The following is an 18,092-nucleotide window of genomic DNA, read 5'->3' as shown; positions in this document are numbered from 1 at the left end:
AGGTGAAGATCGGTGCTAGAACATTCGAGATGAACGCCCACAGCCCCATAAGCGCAGGCTTGATGACCCATTCCCAGGCGGTCTGGATCGCCGCGCCGATGAGCCGGAAGAGAGGCTGCACCACGTTGGCCCACAGGAATTGGATGATCGGTACAAGCACGCCACTGATGAACGACCACATCGCCGACAGAGCCGGGGAGATGACGTTGGTCCAGGCCGAGGCGATGAAGTTGGAGACAGCTGACCACACTGGCTGAACCACGCTGGTCCAGAACTCCTGGAGCGCGGGCGCTAGCGTGTTCTTGACCCACCCCCAGAACGCCGAAAGAGCCGGATAGATCACCGAGTTCCAGGCGTCTGAGATCACCGAGGAGATCGACTTCCACACGGGCTGGACCGTGTTCCACAGCCCCTGCAGCGCTGGCACTAGGGAGGTCGTCAGCCAACCCCACAGGGCAGACAAGGCCGGGTAGATCACTGAGTTCCAGGCCGTGGAGACTACGGTGGCGAACCCGTTCCAGACCGGCTGGACCACGTTCGTCCAGAGGAACTGGAGCACCGGGATCAGCACGTTCGAGATGAACGACCACAGTCCGCTCAGCACCGGCGAGATGACGCTCGTCCAGGCGGTAGAGACCACGGTGGCGAACCCGTTCCAGACCGGCTGGACCACACCGGTCCAGAAGTCCGCTAGCGCCGGCGCCAGCGTCCCCGTGACCCATGACCAGAGGTCAGACAGGGCTGGCTGGATGACGTTTGTCCAGGCGTTCGAGATCGCCTCCCCGGTCGCGATCGCCCCCTCACGCAGGGTCAGGAGGAAGTCGACGAACGCGGAGTCCTCCTCCAACCCGAACAGGTTCCCGTCAAAGTTACCCTTCGTTAGAAGGTCCCAGATCGACTGGATGCCGGGGATAAGAGTGCCGGATAGCCATCCCCATACCTCGATCGCGGTGTCGCGGACATTGAGGAGGAAGTCGACGAACGCGGAGTCCTCCTCCAACCCGAACAGGTTCCCGTCAAAGTTACCCTTCGTTAGAAGGTCCCAGATCGACTGGATGCCGGGAAGCAGGGTCCCGGAGATCCACTCCCAGACAGCCGAGATGGCCGGCTGAATGTGCTGTTGCCAGATCTCGACGACAGTCCTGCCGAGCTCCTGCACCTTGAGGCGGAATGCCTCGTTCTTCTTGTACAGGAGCACCAGGCCGGTGACCAGCAGGGCGATCGCGGTGACGACGAATCCGATGGGGTTGGCTTTGAGGGCTGCGTTCAGTCCCTCGGTTGCAAGCGTGGTGCCTTTGATCCAGCCGATGACTGAGGTGAGGATGGAGAAGCCCGCGTACGCGGCGACGGCGACACCCACGCCGATGGCGAGGGCCTGCATCTCATCCTTGTGCTGCTTGATCCAGGTGACGGAGCCTCCGATGGCGTCGGCCAGCCACCCCATCAGACCGGTGATGGCAGGCTTGACGTAGTCGATGAGGTCCTTGATCGCGCCGACGACGGTGGCCTGGAGGTTGCCTGCGGCGCCCTCGATGGTCTTGGTGGACCTGGCGGCCGCGACCGCCGTCTCGTCGGAGCCGAGCTGGAGGATCGCGGCGTTGAACTCGTCAGCCGAGATCTCCCCTTTCTGCATCGCGTCCCTGAAGTTGCCGGTGTAGGCGCCCATATCGAGCAGGGCCTTCTGGATTTTCCCAGAAGCGCCAGGAATAGCGTCGGAAAGTTGATTAAAATTTTCTGTCGTCAGCTTTCCTTGCCCGGCGGTCTGGGTCATGACCATTCCGACTGACTTGAAAGTGTCCGCATTTCCGCCTGCGACAGCATTTAAATTGCCTGCCGCCTCTGCCAGCTTGTCGAATCCGTCGACGCCGTTTGACGCAAGCTGCGCGGTGATCTGCTGAATATCGGCCAGGTCGTATACGGTCTCGTCGGCGTACTTCTGGGCGGACTCCTTGAGCCGGTCAATAGTTGAGGTGTCCAGGCCGGAGAACTGGAGCGTGGAGACGAACTTGTCGGTGGCGTCGGACGCCTCGATGGCCTCTGAGGCGAAGCCGCCGATTCCGACGGCCGCGCCGAGGGCGAGCATTGGAGCGATCGCTGAGCGGGCCAAGGAACTGACGGAGGAGACCTTGGTGCCCGTCTGAGCGGTGGCCACGCCGGCCTTCTCCGCGGCGGTGTCGACGTGGTCGAGGTTGGTGGCGTACGTCTTCAGCGCGGGGTTGGCCTCGGCGACCTCGCGCTTGGTCTTGCCCGTCTTGGAGGCCAGGGCGCCGACGGCCTGGTCCGTGTCGCGGGCGGCGGTCTCGACCTTGCCCATGGCCCGGGAGTGGTCGGCTGCGGCCTGGTCCGCGGCCTTGTTCGCCGCCTTGGAGCGGTCCAGAGCCTGGGCGTAGCCCTCCTCGGCGCGTGCGATCTGGGCGGTGTTGCCTGAGGACCGGGCCTGGTTGAGGCTGTTCTCCGCGGTGACCAGGGACTTGGCGGCGGCCTCCTCGCGGCCACGGGCGGCCGCGAGGTTGCCCGAGGAGGCGGCGACCTCCTTCTGGGCGGAGGCGAGAGCCTGGCCGGCGGCAGTTGCCTCCTGCTTGAGGCGGGCGGTGGTCTTGCCGAGCGGGTCGGCGAAGGAGTTGGCGATGTCGGCGCCGGTGGTGGAGGTGGTCTTCTTGAAGGCGTCAGCGAAGGAGCGGGCCGCCTCGTTGCCGGCCGTGGGCATCTGGGCCTTGACGTCGGCGTTGATCTCCTTGAGGAATCCCTTCATGGAGGGGACGACGTCGACGAAGACGGTGCCTGCCTGGAAGCCTGCCATGGGGGCACCACCACCTCTCGTGAGCTGCGTGGTGCCCCTATGGGGCGGGTTACTCGAGCGCCCAGGGGGTCAGGACGGCGATGACGTCGTTCGCGGCCGCCAGCGTCTGGGAGGTACGCATCTCCTCGACGACGGCGGTCACGACGGGGACGGGCCGGGGGTAGGTCTCCTTGCCGCCGGCTGTGGAGATGAGGATGTCGGCGATGTCCTGGAGGATGCGGACCTCTGGGGTCTGACCGACCAGAGAAGTACTCTCCTCCCCGACGTCGTCGTCCTCGTCCTCCTGGGCGAGGATCGTCTCGGCCATCAGCTCGGCCCGGTCGGTATCGTTGAGGATGGCTGAGATGGTGCGCGAGTGGCTGGGCAGTCCGTCGATGAGGTCGAGCAGGAAGGTCCAGCGCCGCGCGCGGAACAGGACAGGCGCGTCCCAGCCCTGTTCCGCGAGGTCCTGGGTGATGGGCCTCCGGTACCGGGTCAGGCGGTCGCGGAGGCGCTGCCTTCCCCCTCGTCGCCCAGGAACGACGCGTAGTGCTTCCTGACCTGCGCGAGTAGTACACGGACCTTGCGGACGCTGAGGCTCTTGATGATGAGCTCGGCGTCCTCCTCGCTGAGCCACCGGTTCAGGGTCGCCTTGATCGACGTGGTCCCCTCAAGGTCGGCCATGAGACTCTCGCTCTCCTCGATGCTCAGCGCGAAGGGGTCGGGGAAGGTGACGATCTTGGACTTGAGCCCGAAGGTAAAGGGCTCCGGGTCGGCGGCGCCGTCGATCTTCTCCAGGGCGGACAGGGTCAGGGTCGGCTTCGTGGCCATGGGTGATCTCCCTTGTGTGGTTGGTGGTCAGGACAGCTTGGTGAGGGCCTTGGCCGGAGCTGCAGGCACGGGCGGTGCGGGCGGAGTGGGCTTGGAGCCCGATCCGGCCTCGTCATCGGTGTCGTCGGAGACCTGCTCCCAGCCCGAGGCGCGCAGGGTGGTGATCTCGGCAGGATCGTCGGTGACGCGCTCGAGGGTGAGGTCCTCACCGTCGTCGGTCGTGATGGTCTTGGTCAGTGCGGGCACGGAGTCCTCCTTGCGTGCGGGATCTCCCGTGTGGGGTGGTGGTCGAGCCGGCGGCCGGGGAGATCAGCGGCCGCCGGCTCGACGATGAGGCGAGAGGCCGGGCTCAGGCGGCCTTCTCGAAGCCGATGGCGTCCAGGTGCTTGATCGCACCAGTGCCGCCCAGGTAGTGGCGGCAGGGCGTGCCCAGGACCTCATCGGAGAACACGGAGAGCTCCAGGTCGAACTGGACCGGGTCAGACGACTTCCACGCCTCCTCGGGGATCGTGGAGAGCTTGACGCGGGGGAATCCCCGGCCGACAAGCCACTCGTCGTCGGCAGGGCCGTCGGACATGATGGTGAGCAGCCGGAACTCCTCGAGCAGGGGCAACGGGGCCTCGTCAAAGACAATCTCGCCGGTGTCCTTGTCGGCCTTGACCTGGGAGAGGTCGACGCCGTAGACGAGCTGCTGCAGGTGCTTGCGGTAGGGCTCGAGCACACTGAGCTTGACGGTCTTGGGCGCCTTGACCAGGTCGGTGCGCACGGACTCGACGTAGCCGAGCGCCTCGACCTCCTCAACGCTGGCGTCGGCGGAGAATACCATCCCGTCCTTGGTCAGCAGGCCGACCGGCAGCCAGCCGGCAGGCAGCTCCTTGAGCTGGCCACCAGCATCGGTCAGGGCCTCGGGCAGGTCGACGGAGGTAGGAGCCAGGAACGAGACGGCGTTCAGACCCTTGCGGACGTTGCCGCGCCGGTTGTACTTCTTCTTCAGCGCAGCGATGGTGGTGGTAGCCATGAGGCGAGTTCCTTTCGGAGCGGGTTCAGGTGAGCGGACGGTGAGTGACGGACAGGACCATCGAGACGACCTCAACCGCCTCGAAGTAAGGGCGCACCCCCAGACAGCTCGTCACCTCCACGGAGTCCACGAAGCCCTCACTGCTCACCACCGGCGACTCACCCAGGGCGGACAGCAGACGCTCCGCGAGCGCGGTGGCGCCTTCCTGGTGGGGGCCGGTGGGGGTGGTGGCGTAGATGTCGATGCCGATGGTGTCGGTGCGGTCGACGTCGTCGGTGGGGCCTGTGTTGAGGAGGTGGACGTGGGCCAGGGGCATGGGGCCGGTGGTGAAGGCGGCGTCCAGGATCCTGGTGGTGGGGGCTGCGGTGGCCTGGGTGGTGGCGGCTCGCAGGACGGCGACGGGGTCGGTGAAGGTGGTCATGTGCGTCTCCTGCCTCGGGCGGACTTGGCGGCTGCGAGGAGGCCGAGCGTGTGGGCTCCGGGTACGGGAGTGCCGGCCTGGGTGGCGTGGCCGAACTCGGTGGCGGCGGCGTGGGGGACGTCGGCGATGACGCGTCCGGAGGCACGGCGGCTGGTGCCGCCTCTGGTCTTGATGGTGGCGGTGGTGGGCTCGGTGTGGAAGGAGGCGGCCAGGGCGCCTGAGGCTCTGGGGGCGCGGCGGGCGGCCTCGGCTGCGACGTCCTGGCCTGCGGCGAGCATGGCTGCCTGCATCGGTCCGGAGACCAGGAGGGCGGCGATACCGGCGCTGTTGGGTTTGAAGCTCGTGGCCACGGTGGGGTCATCTCCTTGCGAGGGGGACGGCTAGACCCAGGGGGTATGGGGCCGGAGTCGCTTCGACCGTCCATCTGCCCGCGAGCGTGTGGGTGGTGGGGACGGTGACGGTGTCGCGTTGGCGGATCCGTGCGCCTGGTGGGGTGTAGAGGGTGGCTGTGTCGTCGGGGGCCTCTACGGTGGCCCGGGAGGTCACGCCGATGGCATCGGAGCTGCCGGGGGCAAGGAGACATCCTTCGATGGTGACCGGGTCGCCCGTGGTGGTCAGGTAGCCGTCGGCGTTGCGGTGGGTGGGGCCGGTGACCTGGACGTCGACGACCCAGCTGCGGGGGAAGGCGTCGATGATGCTCATCGTGTGCCTGCCACCCAGACGTTGCCGTTTCGGCGGGGGCGGTACTGGCGGGCCAGGGCGATGTCGTCGGGTGAGAGCATCGCCTGGCCGCCGATGGTCCAGGACGCGAAGGTCGCGGACTGGGAGAAGGGGCCGGTGGTTGTGCTGGCCTGGGTGGCTCCGGCGGCGGCCTTGGGATCGATCTTGAGGATCCGGGCGACGGAGTCGACGACCTGGGCAGCGACGACGTCGGGGACCTCGGCGTAACCGGCCTGGTAGGTCATGGTGACGAACCGGTCAGAGGGGAGGTCGACGTCGACGTATCCGTGCCGGAGGGTGAACGGTACGGGCTGGGCGTCGTCGTCGACGACGGAGGTGACGGCGATGAGAGGGAGACGTTGGGGGCGGGCGTGACGCCCGTTGACCTTGACCCGGTGGGTGTAGGTGACCGGGGTGAAGGTGGTTCGGGCCTCCTGGCAGAACTTGGCCGACAGGATGGTCAGCAGGTGCTCGACCCGCTTGCTCTCCTCATCGGTCAGGTCCCGCCCGAGTGCCTGGGCCACGGCTTCCTTGGTCGCGAGCTTCACGGTTTCCCCGCCCCCTCTCCGTCGTCTCCTCGTTAGGTCGTCTTGCCGCCCTTGAGTGGCTTCTGCGGGGCTGGGTCGGTGCCGGCGTCCGGGTCGTTGTCCGGGGTCTCGTCCTCGCTGGCCGGGGCGGTGGGCAGTGCCTGCTCGTCGGGGACCTGCTCGACGTAGCCGGCGCCGATGAGGCCGGTGGCGACGGTGCCGACGACGTCGAAGATCAGCCCGTTGTCTCCTTTGACTCGCATGTCACGCCGCCTTGAAAACCTGGACGGCGGTGGGGCGCGTGATCTGGGCGCCGTAGACGTGCAGGCCGCGGACACGGTCGGCGAACTTGTTCTCCGCCCGCATGGACTCGGTCTTGTTGACCTGTGAGATGAAGGCCAACGCCGGCGTGTAGATGCCGGCCGCGGTGGGCTTGGAGTCGTCGACCCAGGGGGAGACGACCACGTCGAAGCCGAGGAGACGACCGATGACCGCCTCGCGCAGTCCCTCAGTGGTGTTGGACTTGTCGAAGGCGACGAGCTTCGAGCCGTCGGAGAGGAGGAACTCCTCGAAGGCGGCGTTGACCAGCAGGGTCCGGTTGGCCTGGGGGACCTTGGCCGACGTCAACCGGCGACGCAGGCCACGAACGACGTCGTAGGCCGTCTCCCAGTTGGTCGGAGCGGTCAGGCCGGTGGCGGCGGTGCCACTGGTCAGGGTCATGGTCGTCAGGAAGGTCTCGGCGTCCTCTACCAGGCCGGCGGCCGCGGACTCGGAGTACTTGTCCATGACCGGCTGGTTGGCCTGGGCGGCGTCAATGTCGTCGACGATGAAGTCGAAGGACTTCTCCTGGTCGACCTTGATCTCGATGCCGGTGTCGGAGACCTCGTCCGGCGCGGTCGTGCGCGGCAGGGTGCCGCCTCCACCGGGCCTGGCGACCACACCCGTCTTGTAGTCCTTGACCTGGATGTCGACGATGCCGGGGATGTGGACGGTGTTTCCGGCCTTGAGGTCGCCCTCGTAGTCGCGGTTGGCCAGGCCGGTCAGGACCGCCTTGTTGCGGAAGTTCTCAAGGATGGAGGCCGCCCATACCTCGGGGATGAAGTGGCTGGTGGACACTGTGGCTCCTTTATCGGGAAGGGGGGCGTCAGGAGACGCCCATGATCTGGTTGAGCTGCCCGTCGCGACGGGCCTTGTTGATCTGCTCCGGCGTCATCGCCTTGAGGTCCTCGCGCGTCAGCTGACGGGGCCCGGCGACGTTGTCCCCGCGCTGGCCGGCGTCCGCCGAGGAGGTGGAGGCCGGCGGGGTGACGGGGCCGCGCCAGGCGAGCAGACGGTCAGCGGAGGCGGTGATCTCCTCCTGCGTGGTGCCGGTGAGCAGATCCACGTCAACGCCTTTGGTGGCCGCGATACGGGCCTTGAGGGAAGCGGTCTCAGCGGCGGCAGCGCGCTTCTCAGCGGCCTCCTTGGCCTCCAGGAGCTTCTGCATCTCGCTCTTGGACTGCTCCTCGATCGCGTCGAACCGCTTGGCCTTGTCCGCGTTGGCCTTCGCCCGGTCCTCGTTCTGCCGGGACAGGGCCTTCCACTTCTCCGCCTCGGCCTTCCAATCGACCGTTGCGGTCTCCTGGGGCGCCTGAGGAGCGGTGGCGGTGCCGGTGGGGCTGCTGGCGCTCTGTCCTGAGGGCTCCACAGTGGCGGCGCCATTAGCGGCCTGACCAGCAGATGGGGCGGGGGTGTTGACGTGCATGGTGGTTCCTTCCCGTTTCGGGCATGACAAAGGCCCCTGCCGTTTCGGTAGGGGCCGGTGGTGGTCGCCCGCGAGCGCGGGCAAGCTTGTGGGCCGAGATGGGTCTCAGCGGCTGGAGGCGGCGTTGCCTCGGGGCAGCGATGAAGGCGACTGGGAGACCCGCAGTGCTTTCGCACCCTGGTGGGACGCCTGTCGCCTTCAATAGCAGAGTATCACCGGTGCTCGAAGGCTGCCACCGTGCCGTCGTGGCTGATGACGATGACGCGGGTGATTCGTGTCTGCCCGCGAAAACGGCGCTCGATCTGCTCGATCGCGACCTCATCGGAGAGGCCGCAGCGGCGCAGGTCGATGACGAGGCGAGACGCCTGCTTGCGTGCCTTCTTGAACTGGTCGGAGATCGTGTTCTTCTCTGAGGCGCCCCTGGGGGCCTTGAACTCCCAGATCTCGCCGTCTATCTCGACGTCGGGGTTCTTGACCCCGGGGGTGTTGTCGACCACGCGGAATCGAACTGTGTGGCCGAGGTCGGCCAGGGCCTGGGCAGTGCGTACCTCGTGGTCCTGGAGGATCGTTCCTTCCGGGACGTCGACCTTCCCGCTGCCTCCGGGGCGAAGCCACCTGGGCTCCCCGGCGCTGCGGGGACTGGCGTGCGCGCCCGTCGTCGACGCCTTCGGTGCCGGGGCCCTGCGGCGCTCCTGTCTTGTCTCCTTGAAGGAGATGACCGGCCCGTACTCGCCGTGCTCGGTGGTCAGGATGATGTCCTTGTACTCCGGCAGGCGGCCACCCCGGTCGGAGGCTCCCGTGCGGGCCTCGACAGCCTTGTGGGCGGCCTCCAGGGTCTCCTCGTCGATGACCTGTTCCACAGCCATGCCCGCGGGCAGGGGACCGACGTTGCAGTCGCACCCCGGGTGGATGGGCAGCAGGTTCTCGACGTGGTAGCGCTGAGTGGAGGCGATGACGCACAGGGCGCAGTTCTCGCGGCCGGTCAGGAGGCGCCTGTAGTACCGGCCGCCGGTGGCTCGCATCGTGTCGCGGGACTGGACGCGCTTGGCGTTCTGAAGGTCCCCTCCGATGAGCTGCGTCAGCCGCAGCCCGCCGGCTGAGACGGCCTGGTCGAGCGTCTTGCCCCTGGACAGTGCCGTCCACGTGGTCATGCCCGGGCGCTGGTAGACCTTCAGCGGGTCCACGCCGCGCATCCCGGTGACCGCCTCACGGTCGATGGCGGGGACGGTGACCGTGAGCCCGAGCTCGCTGGCGCAGCCAATGAGGTAGGCGCGGGTCAGCTCGGCGGTCTGGAGCTGGCCGGCGAGGACCCTGGGGGCCAGGGCCTGCGCCATGGCCTCGACGGCCTCGTCCCGGTAGTTGGGCATGGACGCCCACATCTGGGAGGCGAAGGCTGTCAGATCCTGACGGATCTCGTGGACCGCGGCGTCGTAGGCGCGTGCCAGAGCATCGAGGCGGTCCAGGTCAGCCATGCCCGCCCCCTACGTCGTCGCTCAGACGGTTCGCCGGCTCGGGAGGCCAGGCGCGTCCGCGTTCCCGATCGGCTGCATCTCCTCCGACGTCGTCGGTGGCGGCTGGGTGGTCAGATTGAGTGCCAGCGCGAGCTGCTCCTCCGCGCGCCTCTGCTTGTCCTGGGCAATCTGCTCAGGGCTGTAGCCCAGGATGTTCTCCTGGATCGTCTCCAGGGCCTCGCCGGCCGCCTTGGCCTGCGCCGCGGCCGCGTACCGCTCGGTCATGGTCACGGTGGCCGGCGGCGCGAACTTGACCTCGACCGTGTCGCCCACCAGGGACTCACCCTCGACCTGCAGGGCCTTGACGAGCATCACCGCCAGGGCAGGTTTGAACCGCAGGATGCGGTCCTGGGCCTTGAAGACGAGCTGCTGCATAGGCTGCTCGGCGCCGGAGGCGGACTGGTTGGCGGCGTCCGGAAGCATCGCCGAGACCGGGGTGTGGGTCTCGGCGGCGAGCTCGCGCCAATCGTCCTTGACCGCACTGAGCATCGGGGTCAGGTCAACGGTCTGCGACTCCCAGATCTCGACGCCAGGAGGCAGCTCCCACAGCGCCCCCGGGCCCGGCTCGAACATCTCCTGGTAGTCGATGTCGTCGCCGTCGGGCCCCTCCTCGGGCAGACCCGTACCAGGATCCGTGGAGATGGTCTTAAGAGCCCGCTGCCGGTAGGTCTGCATCGCCATCGTGACCAGGCGGTAGAGGATCCCAGTGTTGATGCGGTCTATGAGGCCGGTGTGAGCCTCGAACTCCCCCATACCGTCCTTGTTGCCCAGCAGCACGATCGGCGGGTCACCGTCGTAGACGTCGAGGCCGTCCAGGTCCCACCTACCCTGTACACGGCTGATGAGCTGGTTACGCTCGTTGTAGACGCTGCGGGAGTAGGTGGCCTTGACGCCGTCGACCCACACGATCATGTGGTCGACGCCCTCGGACACGGACCGCCAGACCTTGACCGCCGCGAGCGCCTTCCACGGGCGGACGGGGTCGGGCTCGGCGTAGAGCTGCTCGGGCATCTCCCGGGTGATGACGGCCTCGCCGTTGTCGTCTCGGGTGACCAGGAGGTAGCCGGTGCCGACGGTGAAGGCGTCGCGGGCGGCGTCCTTGAAGGCGACGTCGAGCCGGTTGTCCCTCCAGATGCGGCGGGCCCGGACGGCTCGGGGGCCGTCGGGGGATTCTCCGACCAGGATCCCGTTGGGGATGAGGCGCTCGACGAGGGTGTCGACGATGAGCGCGCCGGCGTTGGCCAGTGCGCGTCGCTGGAAGGCCTCCCAGGACTTGCGCAGGTTGGGGCCCATCTCCGGCAGGGGCGCGTTTCCGTTGGTGTAGCCGCGCAGGCGGTCCACGCGGGGCCGTGCGGCGTCCATCCGGGAGGTCAGGAAGGTAACCCACTGGTCGAGCGTCTTGCTCATGGTCCTCCCTGTCATCCGTAGAGCCGGCGGGGCTTGCGTCGTCGCTGCGGGCGGGTGGCGCCCTTGCCGACGGCGTCCAGGCCCGACCTGTAGGCGAACATGGCGCCCCAGGCGGCGTCGATCTTGGAGTAGTCCTGGTCATCGGCCGGCTTAGTGAGCACGTAGCCGGCCTGGCGTGGTGAGCGCCTAGCGTTGAGGAAGTGAGCGGTCATCTGCGGGTCACCGTCGTAGGTGACGCGACCCTGCTGGATGGCGGAGAGCAACTGGGCGAAGGCCTCGCAGGTGGCTGAGACATTGCGCTGGGGATAGCGGATAGGCTCGGCGGCGCTGATGCGTGCCCGTAGGCGCCGCGAGTAGGCGGCCTCCCAGGTCTTGACGTCCTGCGCCCAGCCGGCTGAGGGGTCGGCGTAGAAGCCGACGACGTTGTAGCGCTCGAAGGTCTCCCGGACGGTCTGCTCGATCTCGAGGCGCGGTGGCTGCCAGCCCTCGCCCTTGGGGCCGTCGGGCTGAGACCAGATGCCGATCTTGAACAGGTGCTGCTGGGTGACCGAGTAGCCGATGAGGACCGTGGAGTCGGCGATGCCGATCTTGCGGCCCTCGGAGCCGTCGAAGCCGAGGGTGATGGGCTCGTTGGTGGTGACGGTCTTGCTGTGGTCCTCGATGGCGCGCAGCTCGGGCATGGTTAGCCATGCGTCGGAGGCGGCGCCGACCTGGTTGAGGAAGTCGGCGCACATCTCGGCGGGGTCGTTGTCCGTCTCCCAGAAGTCGTCTGCGGTGCGCTCGATGTCGACCCAGCCCGGTGAGCAGGGAGGTTCGTGAATGGCGCACCCGCGGGGGTCCGCTGAGGCGTCGCCGTAGGCGATGCGCAGGCCCTCGATGAGGCTGTCGCGGTCGGAGATGTCGGTGTCCAGTGGCGCGGCCCGGAAGTCGTACAGGAGGCGCCTGGCAGCGGCCTCCTTGACCGCGCCGGCCTTGATCTGCTCGGCGTAGCGGGCCGTCGTCTCGGCGACCGAGTTCTCGCCGATCGTGTAGGCGTTGGGGGTCTCGATCGTGACGCCGCCGAGCTTGGTGGCGTTGTTGCGCAGCGTCTTGGCGAGCTTGGGGCCGCCGTTGCTGGGCACCCAGGTCTCGGTCTGGTCCAGGACCGCCATGACGGCGCGGGCGCCCTTGACCGAGGTCGCCGAGGAGGTCCGCTTCTCGATCCTGCCGCGGCGCATCGTGACGAAGGAATCCAGCGGGTCGACGTCGTACTCATCCTGGGCCGGCGAGCCCCGCAGCATCTCCAGCAGCGGCGCCCAGGTGTTCGCGGTCTGGTCATCGGTGGTGGCCGTGACCTGTACCAGCGGAGTCCGTCTGGTCGCCCACGGCACGCCCACCGGCTGGCCGGCGGCATCCCACCCATCGCACAGCACGGGCCCCATGGCCTCAGCGCAGCAGATCGCGGCCAGGAGCGGGCTCTTCCCCCATCCACGGGGACGGGCGATGACCGCGCGGGACTTCACCCGCCTGCCCGTAAGCGGGTCGAGCTCGTAGAGCCGCACCAGGAAGTCCAGCTGCTCCTGCGTTGGGACGAAGGGCAGCAGGTCGTCGCAGTCGGGCTGCAGGAGGAAGTCAGTCATCCAGTCGGCGACGTCGTACCCCAGGGTCGGGAACTCATCATCCTCATCCAGCGGGGACCACGGCATCCGGCCGCACCCCCTCTATCAGTCGACGACGCGCAGCACCTTCGAGCGAGCCCGCGAGCGCGATCCCGAAGTGGCGGCGGGCTCTGCGACCTCAACGGGGCCGCCTGCCTCGGCGCTATCGGCGACAGCGAAGGTGATGCGCAGGCGGGCGCGGTCCTCGGGGGTGGCGCCGAACTTGGCGACGCGCAGGCGCAGCTCGGGGCCGAGCCTGACATCGCCCTTCCAGTAGCGGGCGTGGAGCAGAGCCGTATCCATCAGGAACGCCCAGTCGACGTCGGTGTAGTCCGTCGACAGCGGCGACTCGGCCCACATGCGCCACCAGCGCTCGGTGATGGCCGGCCAGTGGAAGCGCTTCTTGTGGACCGTGCCGTCGTCGTCGGTGACGTCGACGTAGATGGTCGGCAGCCTCGGCTGGGTGACCGGCACAGCGGGCAGGACCTTGAGCGGCTCCGGATCTTTGTTACGGCGCGCACGCTTGGACGGATCCTTGGGCTGCGGCCCCCTGCCTGCCACCTCTCCACACCCCCAAATCCCTGTTATTTCAACGGATTAGCCGTTACACTTGAGTATGTGAGGACATGCGGTAGGCCGGGGTGCGGCCGCCAGATCAGCGGCTCGAAGCGGGCCGATACCCGGTTCTGCTCGACACGCTGCCGCGTAGCCGCGCACCGCGAGCGACGCCGTCGCGCCGCCAAGGCCTGCCCCATACCCGCCGAGATGCTGACGATGCCGAGATGGGTCAACCACGACGAGCACAAGCGCCCCATCTGCCCGTCCACCGGCCGGTGGGCCTCAGTGACCGACCCATCGACCTGGGACACCTGGCAGGCCGCGAGTAAGCGCGACAGCCGAATCGGCTTCGTGCTCGGCGGAGGCATCGGGTGCATCGACCTGGACCACTGCCTGGACGCCCATGGGCAACCGAGCGAGGCAGTGACCGAGCTGCTCGAGTTCTACGCCGGCTCCTACGTCGAGATCTCGCCGTCGGGAGACGGGCTACACGTGTGGGGCACGGCCCCGGAGCGCCGCGGTTTCCGACGCACCTGGAAGGGCCAGGCGGTGGAGTTCTACTCCCAGGACCGCTACGTAACAGTCACCGGGCGAGTTTTCCGCCCCGGGGCGCTGCTGCCCCTCTGAACGGCCTCACACGCAGCCTCAAAGGCCTCCCAGCCAGGCGGCAGAGGTGCCATATTTCGTTGCAATCGCAGCGGAAAGTCGCGGTCTCAGAATCCCCAGACCCGTACACAGAAAAAACGACAGCATCTCACGGTGCTGGGGCCGGGCGGGGTACGGGGTCCCCACCCCCGTCGGTGGTCGGGATGAGTCCTGGATGCGGTGGCCGGCGTGGCGCTCGGGTCGCGCGCAGCGCCGCGAGGTCGGCGCGCGACTCCTGCTGCGTCTTGCGCTTGTGATGCCATGAGCACAGCCACTGCAAGTTGGAGACGTCGTGATCGTCTCCGCGCTCGATGTGGTCGCACTCTCTGCCAGGCTCGACGCACCTTGTTCCATCGCCCATGACGCCTTCGCACTGACCGCCTGCGCGCTGAGCGACGAAGGCGCGACGCAGCTGCCAGTCATCAGGAAGACGTGAAGAGCGGTCACTACTCTGCCACGCCACCATGACAACCTCCCTTGGCTGAAGCGGCTGGGCGCACATGTCCCGCTGACACCAAGGATGCAATACGATCGAACGCCTGTCCAGACGGTGGTGCGCACGGCGTGTCACACCAAGACCAAAGGAGCACTGTGCTGCCGCAAAGCGCAGCGTAAAATCATTCGGTCCGCTCAATGATGAGAAAGGAACAACGATGTTCGGACGTAAGAAGGAACGACCTATCAGCTTCTTCTTCTCGGCGAAAGACGGGACCCTGCATCTCTACCCCGACCGGCTGGAGAAGAAGGGGGGCGGGTCCGTTGAGACCCTCCTCCTTAGCCAGCTGGAGGGGGTGCGTCTTGAGGACGGGGAGGAGCTATCCTCCCGGGTCACGATGACCCGGCTGGTCACCCTCGGGGTATTCGCCCTCGCGGCCAAGAAGAAGACCGGGGGCGAGAAATTCCTGACCATCGAGAGCCCCGACATCTTCTGGACGATCGAGGTCCCTCGGAAGAACATCGGCGCAGCGCAGCGATTCATCGGCGACATCGAGCAGCAACGCCGCCGGCTCTGACCCCTCGCCCTCAAACAAGCGGGTCCCCTGGCGTTGCGTCTGCCAGGGGACCCGCTTGTCGAGCACAGGCTACCGGCAGCAGGTAGCGCGACGACCACGCCTCCAGTCCGCACAGTTCGCGGCCGCCTCACGCTCGAGGACATCAGGCCACGCCACCCACACCTGTCCCGCAGAGCGCAGACTCCTCACCCTCTTCCGACGCCGCCAGGACTGAAGAGTGCGGTAGCTCAAACCCGGCATCCGCTCCCGGACCTCAGCCGCAGTCACCCACTCCACACCGTCAGGGCCGGTCACGCTCACGGTGCGGCCACCTCGACCTGGGCGGACTGAGCGACAGTCAGTGCCCAGCTCCGGGTCCTGTCCCAGTCCTCCTGGGTGAGCACGCTCCCGCAAGCAGGCAGAGTGCAGTGCACCAGGCGATCGGCTCCCGGCACCGAGGGTGGGACGATCACCAACGACCAGGCACCACATGACGGGCAGCGCACCTCGGTGACCCGGCGCTCCGGCTCCTGGACGGGCCAACGAGCCAACGCCCTACCGGTAGCCGGCACCAGATCGGCGATCATGTCCGCGGCCCAAGGCTGGGAGGCGACCCACTCCAGGTGCGGGTCCAGCCAGGCAACGAGACGACGCGTGTCCTCCGGCTCCCGAGGACCGAGGATCACCGGGTCGGCGCCGCCGCCGGCGACGTCGGCCCAGTCCAACGGCCCGGCCACCGGACGCCCCTGCGACCATCGGCACAGGCCTACCGGCAGGCTGCCGGCAGTCGGGTGCTCCACCGCGACCTCCTGCGCGTAAGTGCCCAGGATCGCGTGCAGCTCATCGGCCGCCACCAGCGCATCGGAGTACAGGCACCCAGGCCCCGGCGTTGACCGGCCACCACCAGTCCGGCCTAGCGGACTCCGCAGCGAAGGAACACCCATATCGAACAGGTGTTCAATCAGGGATGGCAGGGTCCGGACCGAGGACTGAAGACGCCCCCAGCACCAGGAGCACAACACCCCGAACTCCGCCTGACGAGGCAGGCAACCGGCGCACTCAACCTCCTCCGGCTGCCCGCACTCATCCCTGCCCCATGCCCACCCGTCACACTCGGCCAGGTGATGGCCACGAATCGCGCAGCCCGACGCGCACTGACTCATCGCATGTCTCCTTGCACCTTCATCATGAACGTGGCGGCCAACCCCGCCTGAGTAATGACCGACCCGGCGGACTCGAAGAAGAACCCGTTACCGGGATCCGAGACGTCAGCGGTGTCGACCAGCTGGACAGCCACAAGCCACGCGCCACCCAGGGACCCAGGCATCTCATCGGCCACGTGCGCAGCGATCGCCTCCTCAAGCACCCGCTTCGTAGCAGCACTCACCGGTGGATCACCTCGTCCCCGATCACCGCGAGCACCAGCGCGGCCCACGCTCGACGCAGCTCACGATCCGCTTCCTCGAGGGAACCCGGCACATAGAGGTTCTGGTCATCCCGCGTCCGCCGCAGATCCCGACGGACCTCGGCCCAACCCTCTTTGAGAACGCTCAGTAACCGGTTCATCTTCTGGCCCTTCGCCGTCGTCGTGGTCTTCTCCGCCCGGTGCCAGGGGGCGCGGCTCCCAGCCCGATCCCAGTCCCGGGCAGACCCTTCCCAGGCCCTGTCCCAGGCCCTGTCCCAGGACCCGAGGCCCGGCCCTGCCCGTCCCTACCCGACCCGGCGTATCCAGATTCCGTACCCGGCGGATCTGTCTCGATCTGTCCGGATCTGACCTGATCTAGCAGATCCGGACAGATCGAGGGGGTCGACCGCGCCCCAGGGGCTGCGCGTGCGGCGTCCTGCGGCCCGCCGGCAGGGTCAACCGTCTCCACGTGTGCCTCATCATCACCGCGCGCTGACGGGCTGCCCAACTGGCTGCTGGACGGCCTGCCCCAGTGGAGCTGGGGTGCTCGACCCGGCCGTGTCCCTGCCTGGCTGGCAGGTCGGCTGGGGAACGTGTCTGGCGCGCGGAAGGCCTCGGCCGCTGGGGCAGGCCTCTCCTCACCGGTGGTGAGGGGCTCAACCCGACCAACGCGGTCCGACTGGCTGTCGGCGCGTCCGGGGAGCCTGCGATGAGCTGCCTGGTCCGGCTGGCTGCCAGGCAGGCTGGATGCGGAGACGGGTCCAGGCCGGGGCGGCTGGCTGCCGGCCCCGACTCCGTCGACGGTCTGCGAGGACGTCCGCACGTCGCTACCCGCACGCAGGGGCTTGGTCCCCTCCGCAGCGAGCTCGGGCGGGCGCATGTCGTGAAGCGCCAGGACGTCGGCGTGGCCGTTGAGCCACTCACGAGTCCGAGGCGAGTAGTACGGGCGGTCCGGAGGAGTCAGCAGCGGCCGGATGCGATCGGCCGCCGCCATTCCCTCCGATGGGGGCAGCCCCTTGGAGGCGTTGCCCCGGATTGAGTTGCACGACCGGCAGGCCACGACCTCGCTGTGCCACGTTCCCGACTGGCCGGGCAGGCGATGGTCGTAGGTGCCTCCCTTGCCGCCCTTGCGGTCGGCCCAGTTGACGACCTTCCCGCAGTAGCGGCATGCGTCGCCATCGCGCCAGCGCACCGGCACGATGATCGACAGGTCCCCGTTGTTCGCCTTGCGGTCGCGCTCCCACGCGACCTCCTCGGCGGTCTTGATGTGGACGAAGTCCGGATCTGCCACCAGGCGGAAGAAGCGTCTCCCGGATCCGGGCTCAACGTCCTGCACCCCGTAGCCGGCGAAGGCCGCCAGCTCGAGCAGGTGATCGGCTTGAGACTTCGAGCCGGCCATCTGCACCGCCGACGAGTACCAGAACACGTAGTCCGTCAGGTACTGCGCGCTCATCGCCGCCAGGCGCAGCATGAACCCGAACACCTCGTTGACCGACCTGTCATCGGCATCCGGGTGCTCCGCGACCGCCAGCACGATCGGGTGCGTGGCCGCAGTATCAGTCAAACGTGCCCAAGGCATGGAACGGGGATCTCTCTACTCGCAAACAACAGGACATCTACAGCACCAGGCGGATCCCGGCCGTGAGCGCGATGGCGTCTCATGGGGACTCCACTCAGAACGGGGGCTCGTCTTGGAAGGCTGCTTGCCCGCTCGTGGCCCACGGGTCGTTTCGGGCGCCGCCTTGGGGCGCCTGCCAGGACCCGGCCACCGGCGGCTGGGCTGGGGCCTGCTGCTGGGGCTGGCCGATGCCGGAGCCGAAGGCCGTGGGGCCGGCCTGACTGCCGCCGCGCGGCTGGCGGGTGACCTGGGCCTTGGCGTAGCGCAGGGAGGGGCCGA

Annotated in this window: 23 protein-coding genes and 1 pseudogene; 3 read left to right on the top strand and 21 right to left on the bottom strand. The window is 67.8% G+C overall.

Going from position 1 to position 18,092, the window contains the following annotated elements; all coding sequences use genetic code 11:
- The 16 genes from HMPREF2883_RS06500 to HMPREF2883_RS06425 form a co-directional block, all read right to left on the bottom strand.
- The coding region (locus tag HMPREF2883_RS06500) for a tape measure protein (RefSeq protein ID WP_070659890.1) at positions 1-2,800 on the bottom strand (2,800 nt) is incomplete at its 3' end.
- A 49-nt stretch (positions 2,801-2,849) separates the two neighbouring features.
- Positions 2,850-3,107: a hypothetical protein gene (locus HMPREF2883_RS06495; RefSeq protein WP_070659887.1), complete on the bottom strand. Its 258-nt coding sequence runs from the start codon at positions 3,105-3,107 to the stop codon at positions 2,850-2,852.
- A 167-nt stretch (positions 3,108-3,274) separates the two neighbouring features.
- The gene (locus HMPREF2883_RS06490) at positions 3,275-3,610 is read right to left on the bottom strand and encodes a hypothetical protein (protein ID WP_070659884.1); all 336 of its coding nucleotides are present in this window, start codon (positions 3,608-3,610) and stop codon (positions 3,275-3,277) included.
- Between the two features lie 27 nt (positions 3,611-3,637).
- A complete protein-coding gene (locus HMPREF2883_RS06485) occupies positions 3,638-3,856 on the bottom strand; it encodes a hypothetical protein (protein ID WP_070659881.1) in 219 nt (72 codons plus the stop codon).
- 103 nt (positions 3,857-3,959) lie between these two features.
- On the bottom strand, positions 3,960-4,628 hold the full coding sequence (locus HMPREF2883_RS06480; protein WP_070659878.1) for a hypothetical protein: 669 nt from the start codon (positions 4,626-4,628) through the stop codon (positions 3,960-3,962).
- A 25-nt stretch (positions 4,629-4,653) separates the two neighbouring features.
- Positions 4,654-5,049, bottom strand: coding sequence for a hypothetical protein (locus tag HMPREF2883_RS06475; protein ID WP_070659875.1), 396 nt, complete (start codon positions 5,047-5,049; stop codon positions 4,654-4,656).
- A complete protein-coding gene (locus tag HMPREF2883_RS06470) occupies positions 5,046-5,399 on the bottom strand; it encodes an HK97 gp10 family phage protein (protein WP_070659872.1) in 354 nt (117 codons plus the stop codon). The genes HMPREF2883_RS06475 and HMPREF2883_RS06470 overlap by 4 nt, the downstream gene beginning before the upstream one ends.
- A 7-nt stretch (positions 5,400-5,406) precedes the next feature.
- Positions 5,407-5,751 (bottom strand): hypothetical protein, encoded by a 345-nt coding sequence (locus HMPREF2883_RS06465; protein WP_070659868.1) that lies wholly within the window; start codon positions 5,749-5,751, stop codon positions 5,407-5,409.
- Entirely contained in the window at positions 5,748-6,317 is a 570-nt protein-coding gene (locus tag HMPREF2883_RS06460) for a hypothetical protein (RefSeq protein WP_070659865.1), read from the bottom strand. Before HMPREF2883_RS06460 ends, HMPREF2883_RS06465 begins: the two co-directional genes overlap by 4 nt.
- A gap of 32 nt (positions 6,318-6,349) precedes the next feature.
- Positions 6,350-6,559 (bottom strand): hypothetical protein, encoded by a 210-nt coding sequence (locus tag HMPREF2883_RS06455; protein ID WP_070659862.1) that lies wholly within the window; start codon positions 6,557-6,559, stop codon positions 6,350-6,352.
- 1 nt (position 6,560) lies between these two features.
- Complete coding sequence (locus HMPREF2883_RS06450; protein ID WP_070659859.1) at positions 6,561-7,412, bottom strand: phage major capsid protein; 852 nt, start codon at positions 7,410-7,412, stop codon at positions 6,561-6,563.
- Positions 7,413-7,440: 28 nt separating this feature from the next.
- Complete coding sequence (locus tag HMPREF2883_RS06445; RefSeq protein ID WP_070659856.1) at positions 7,441-8,040, bottom strand: hypothetical protein; 600 nt, start codon at positions 8,038-8,040, stop codon at positions 7,441-7,443.
- A gap of 212 nt (positions 8,041-8,252) precedes the next feature.
- Positions 8,253-9,512, bottom strand: a complete 1,260-nt coding sequence (locus HMPREF2883_RS06440; protein WP_070659853.1) for a CdiA C-terminal domain-containing protein — start codon at positions 9,510-9,512, stop codon at positions 8,253-8,255.
- 21 nt (positions 9,513-9,533) lie between these two features.
- Positions 9,534-10,958, bottom strand: coding sequence for a phage portal protein (locus HMPREF2883_RS06435; RefSeq protein ID WP_070659850.1), 1,425 nt, complete (start codon positions 10,956-10,958; stop codon positions 9,534-9,536).
- An 11-nt stretch (positions 10,959-10,969) separates the two neighbouring features.
- Positions 10,970-12,643, bottom strand: coding sequence for a hypothetical protein (locus tag HMPREF2883_RS06430; RefSeq protein WP_070659847.1), 1,674 nt, complete (start codon positions 12,641-12,643; stop codon positions 10,970-10,972).
- A gap of 18 nt (positions 12,644-12,661) precedes the next feature.
- Positions 12,662-13,156 carry a phage terminase small subunit gene (locus tag HMPREF2883_RS06425; protein ID WP_075370817.1) on the bottom strand — a complete coding sequence of 165 codons (495 nt, stop codon included), beginning with the start codon at positions 13,154-13,156 and terminating at the stop codon, positions 12,662-12,664.
- Between the two features lie 57 nt (positions 13,157-13,213).
- Here HMPREF2883_RS06425 and HMPREF2883_RS06420 point away from each other — a divergent pair, with 57 nt between their 5' ends.
- From HMPREF2883_RS06420 to HMPREF2883_RS15090, 3 genes are all read left to right on the top strand, one after another.
- Positions 13,214-13,780, top strand: coding sequence for a hypothetical protein (locus HMPREF2883_RS06420; RefSeq protein WP_070659840.1), 567 nt, complete (start codon positions 13,214-13,216; stop codon positions 13,778-13,780).
- A 310-nt stretch (positions 13,781-14,090) separates the two neighbouring features.
- Positions 14,091-14,234 carry a hypothetical protein gene (locus HMPREF2883_RS15095; protein WP_176747161.1) on the top strand — a complete coding sequence of 48 codons (144 nt, stop codon included), beginning with the start codon at positions 14,091-14,093 and terminating at the stop codon, positions 14,232-14,234.
- A gap of 217 nt (positions 14,235-14,451) precedes the next feature.
- Complete coding sequence (locus HMPREF2883_RS15090) at positions 14,452-14,811, top strand: hypothetical protein (RefSeq protein ID WP_070659837.1); 360 nt, start codon at positions 14,452-14,454, stop codon at positions 14,809-14,811.
- A gap of 296 nt (positions 14,812-15,107) precedes the next feature.
- Here HMPREF2883_RS15090 and HMPREF2883_RS14745 read toward each other — a convergent pair whose 3' ends face one another.
- The 5 genes and pseudogenes from HMPREF2883_RS14745 to HMPREF2883_RS15080 all read right to left on the bottom strand — a co-directional run.
- Positions 15,108-15,644 (bottom strand): hypothetical protein, encoded by a 537-nt coding sequence (locus tag HMPREF2883_RS14745; protein ID WP_141759057.1) that lies wholly within the window; start codon positions 15,642-15,644, stop codon positions 15,108-15,110.
- Positions 15,645-15,949: 305 nt separating this feature from the next.
- The gene (locus HMPREF2883_RS06405; RefSeq protein ID WP_070659831.1) at positions 15,950-16,177 is read right to left on the bottom strand and encodes a hypothetical protein; all 228 of its coding nucleotides are present in this window, start codon (positions 16,175-16,177) and stop codon (positions 15,950-15,952) included.
- The gene (locus tag HMPREF2883_RS06400; protein WP_070659828.1) at positions 16,174-16,356 is read right to left on the bottom strand and encodes a hypothetical protein; all 183 of its coding nucleotides are present in this window, start codon (positions 16,354-16,356) and stop codon (positions 16,174-16,176) included. Before HMPREF2883_RS06400 ends, HMPREF2883_RS06405 begins: the two co-directional genes overlap by 4 nt.
- Positions 16,353-17,759, bottom strand: a complete 1,407-nt coding sequence (locus tag HMPREF2883_RS15085; protein WP_178389269.1) for a hypothetical protein — start codon at positions 17,757-17,759, stop codon at positions 16,353-16,355. The genes HMPREF2883_RS06400 and HMPREF2883_RS15085 overlap by 4 nt, the downstream gene beginning before the upstream one ends.
- Positions 17,760-17,868: 109 nt before the next feature.
- A pseudogene (locus HMPREF2883_RS15080) lies at positions 17,869-18,092 on the bottom strand (single-stranded DNA-binding protein); the annotation flags it as partial.

Origin of the sequence: Actinomyces sp. HMSC075C01 (assembly GCF_001812965.1) — a bacterium.
In the GTDB taxonomy this organism is placed as follows: Bacteria; Actinomycetota; Actinomycetes; order Actinomycetales; family Actinomycetaceae; genus Actinomyces; species Actinomyces acetigenes.
This window is presented reverse-complemented; position numbering and strand designations above follow the sequence as displayed.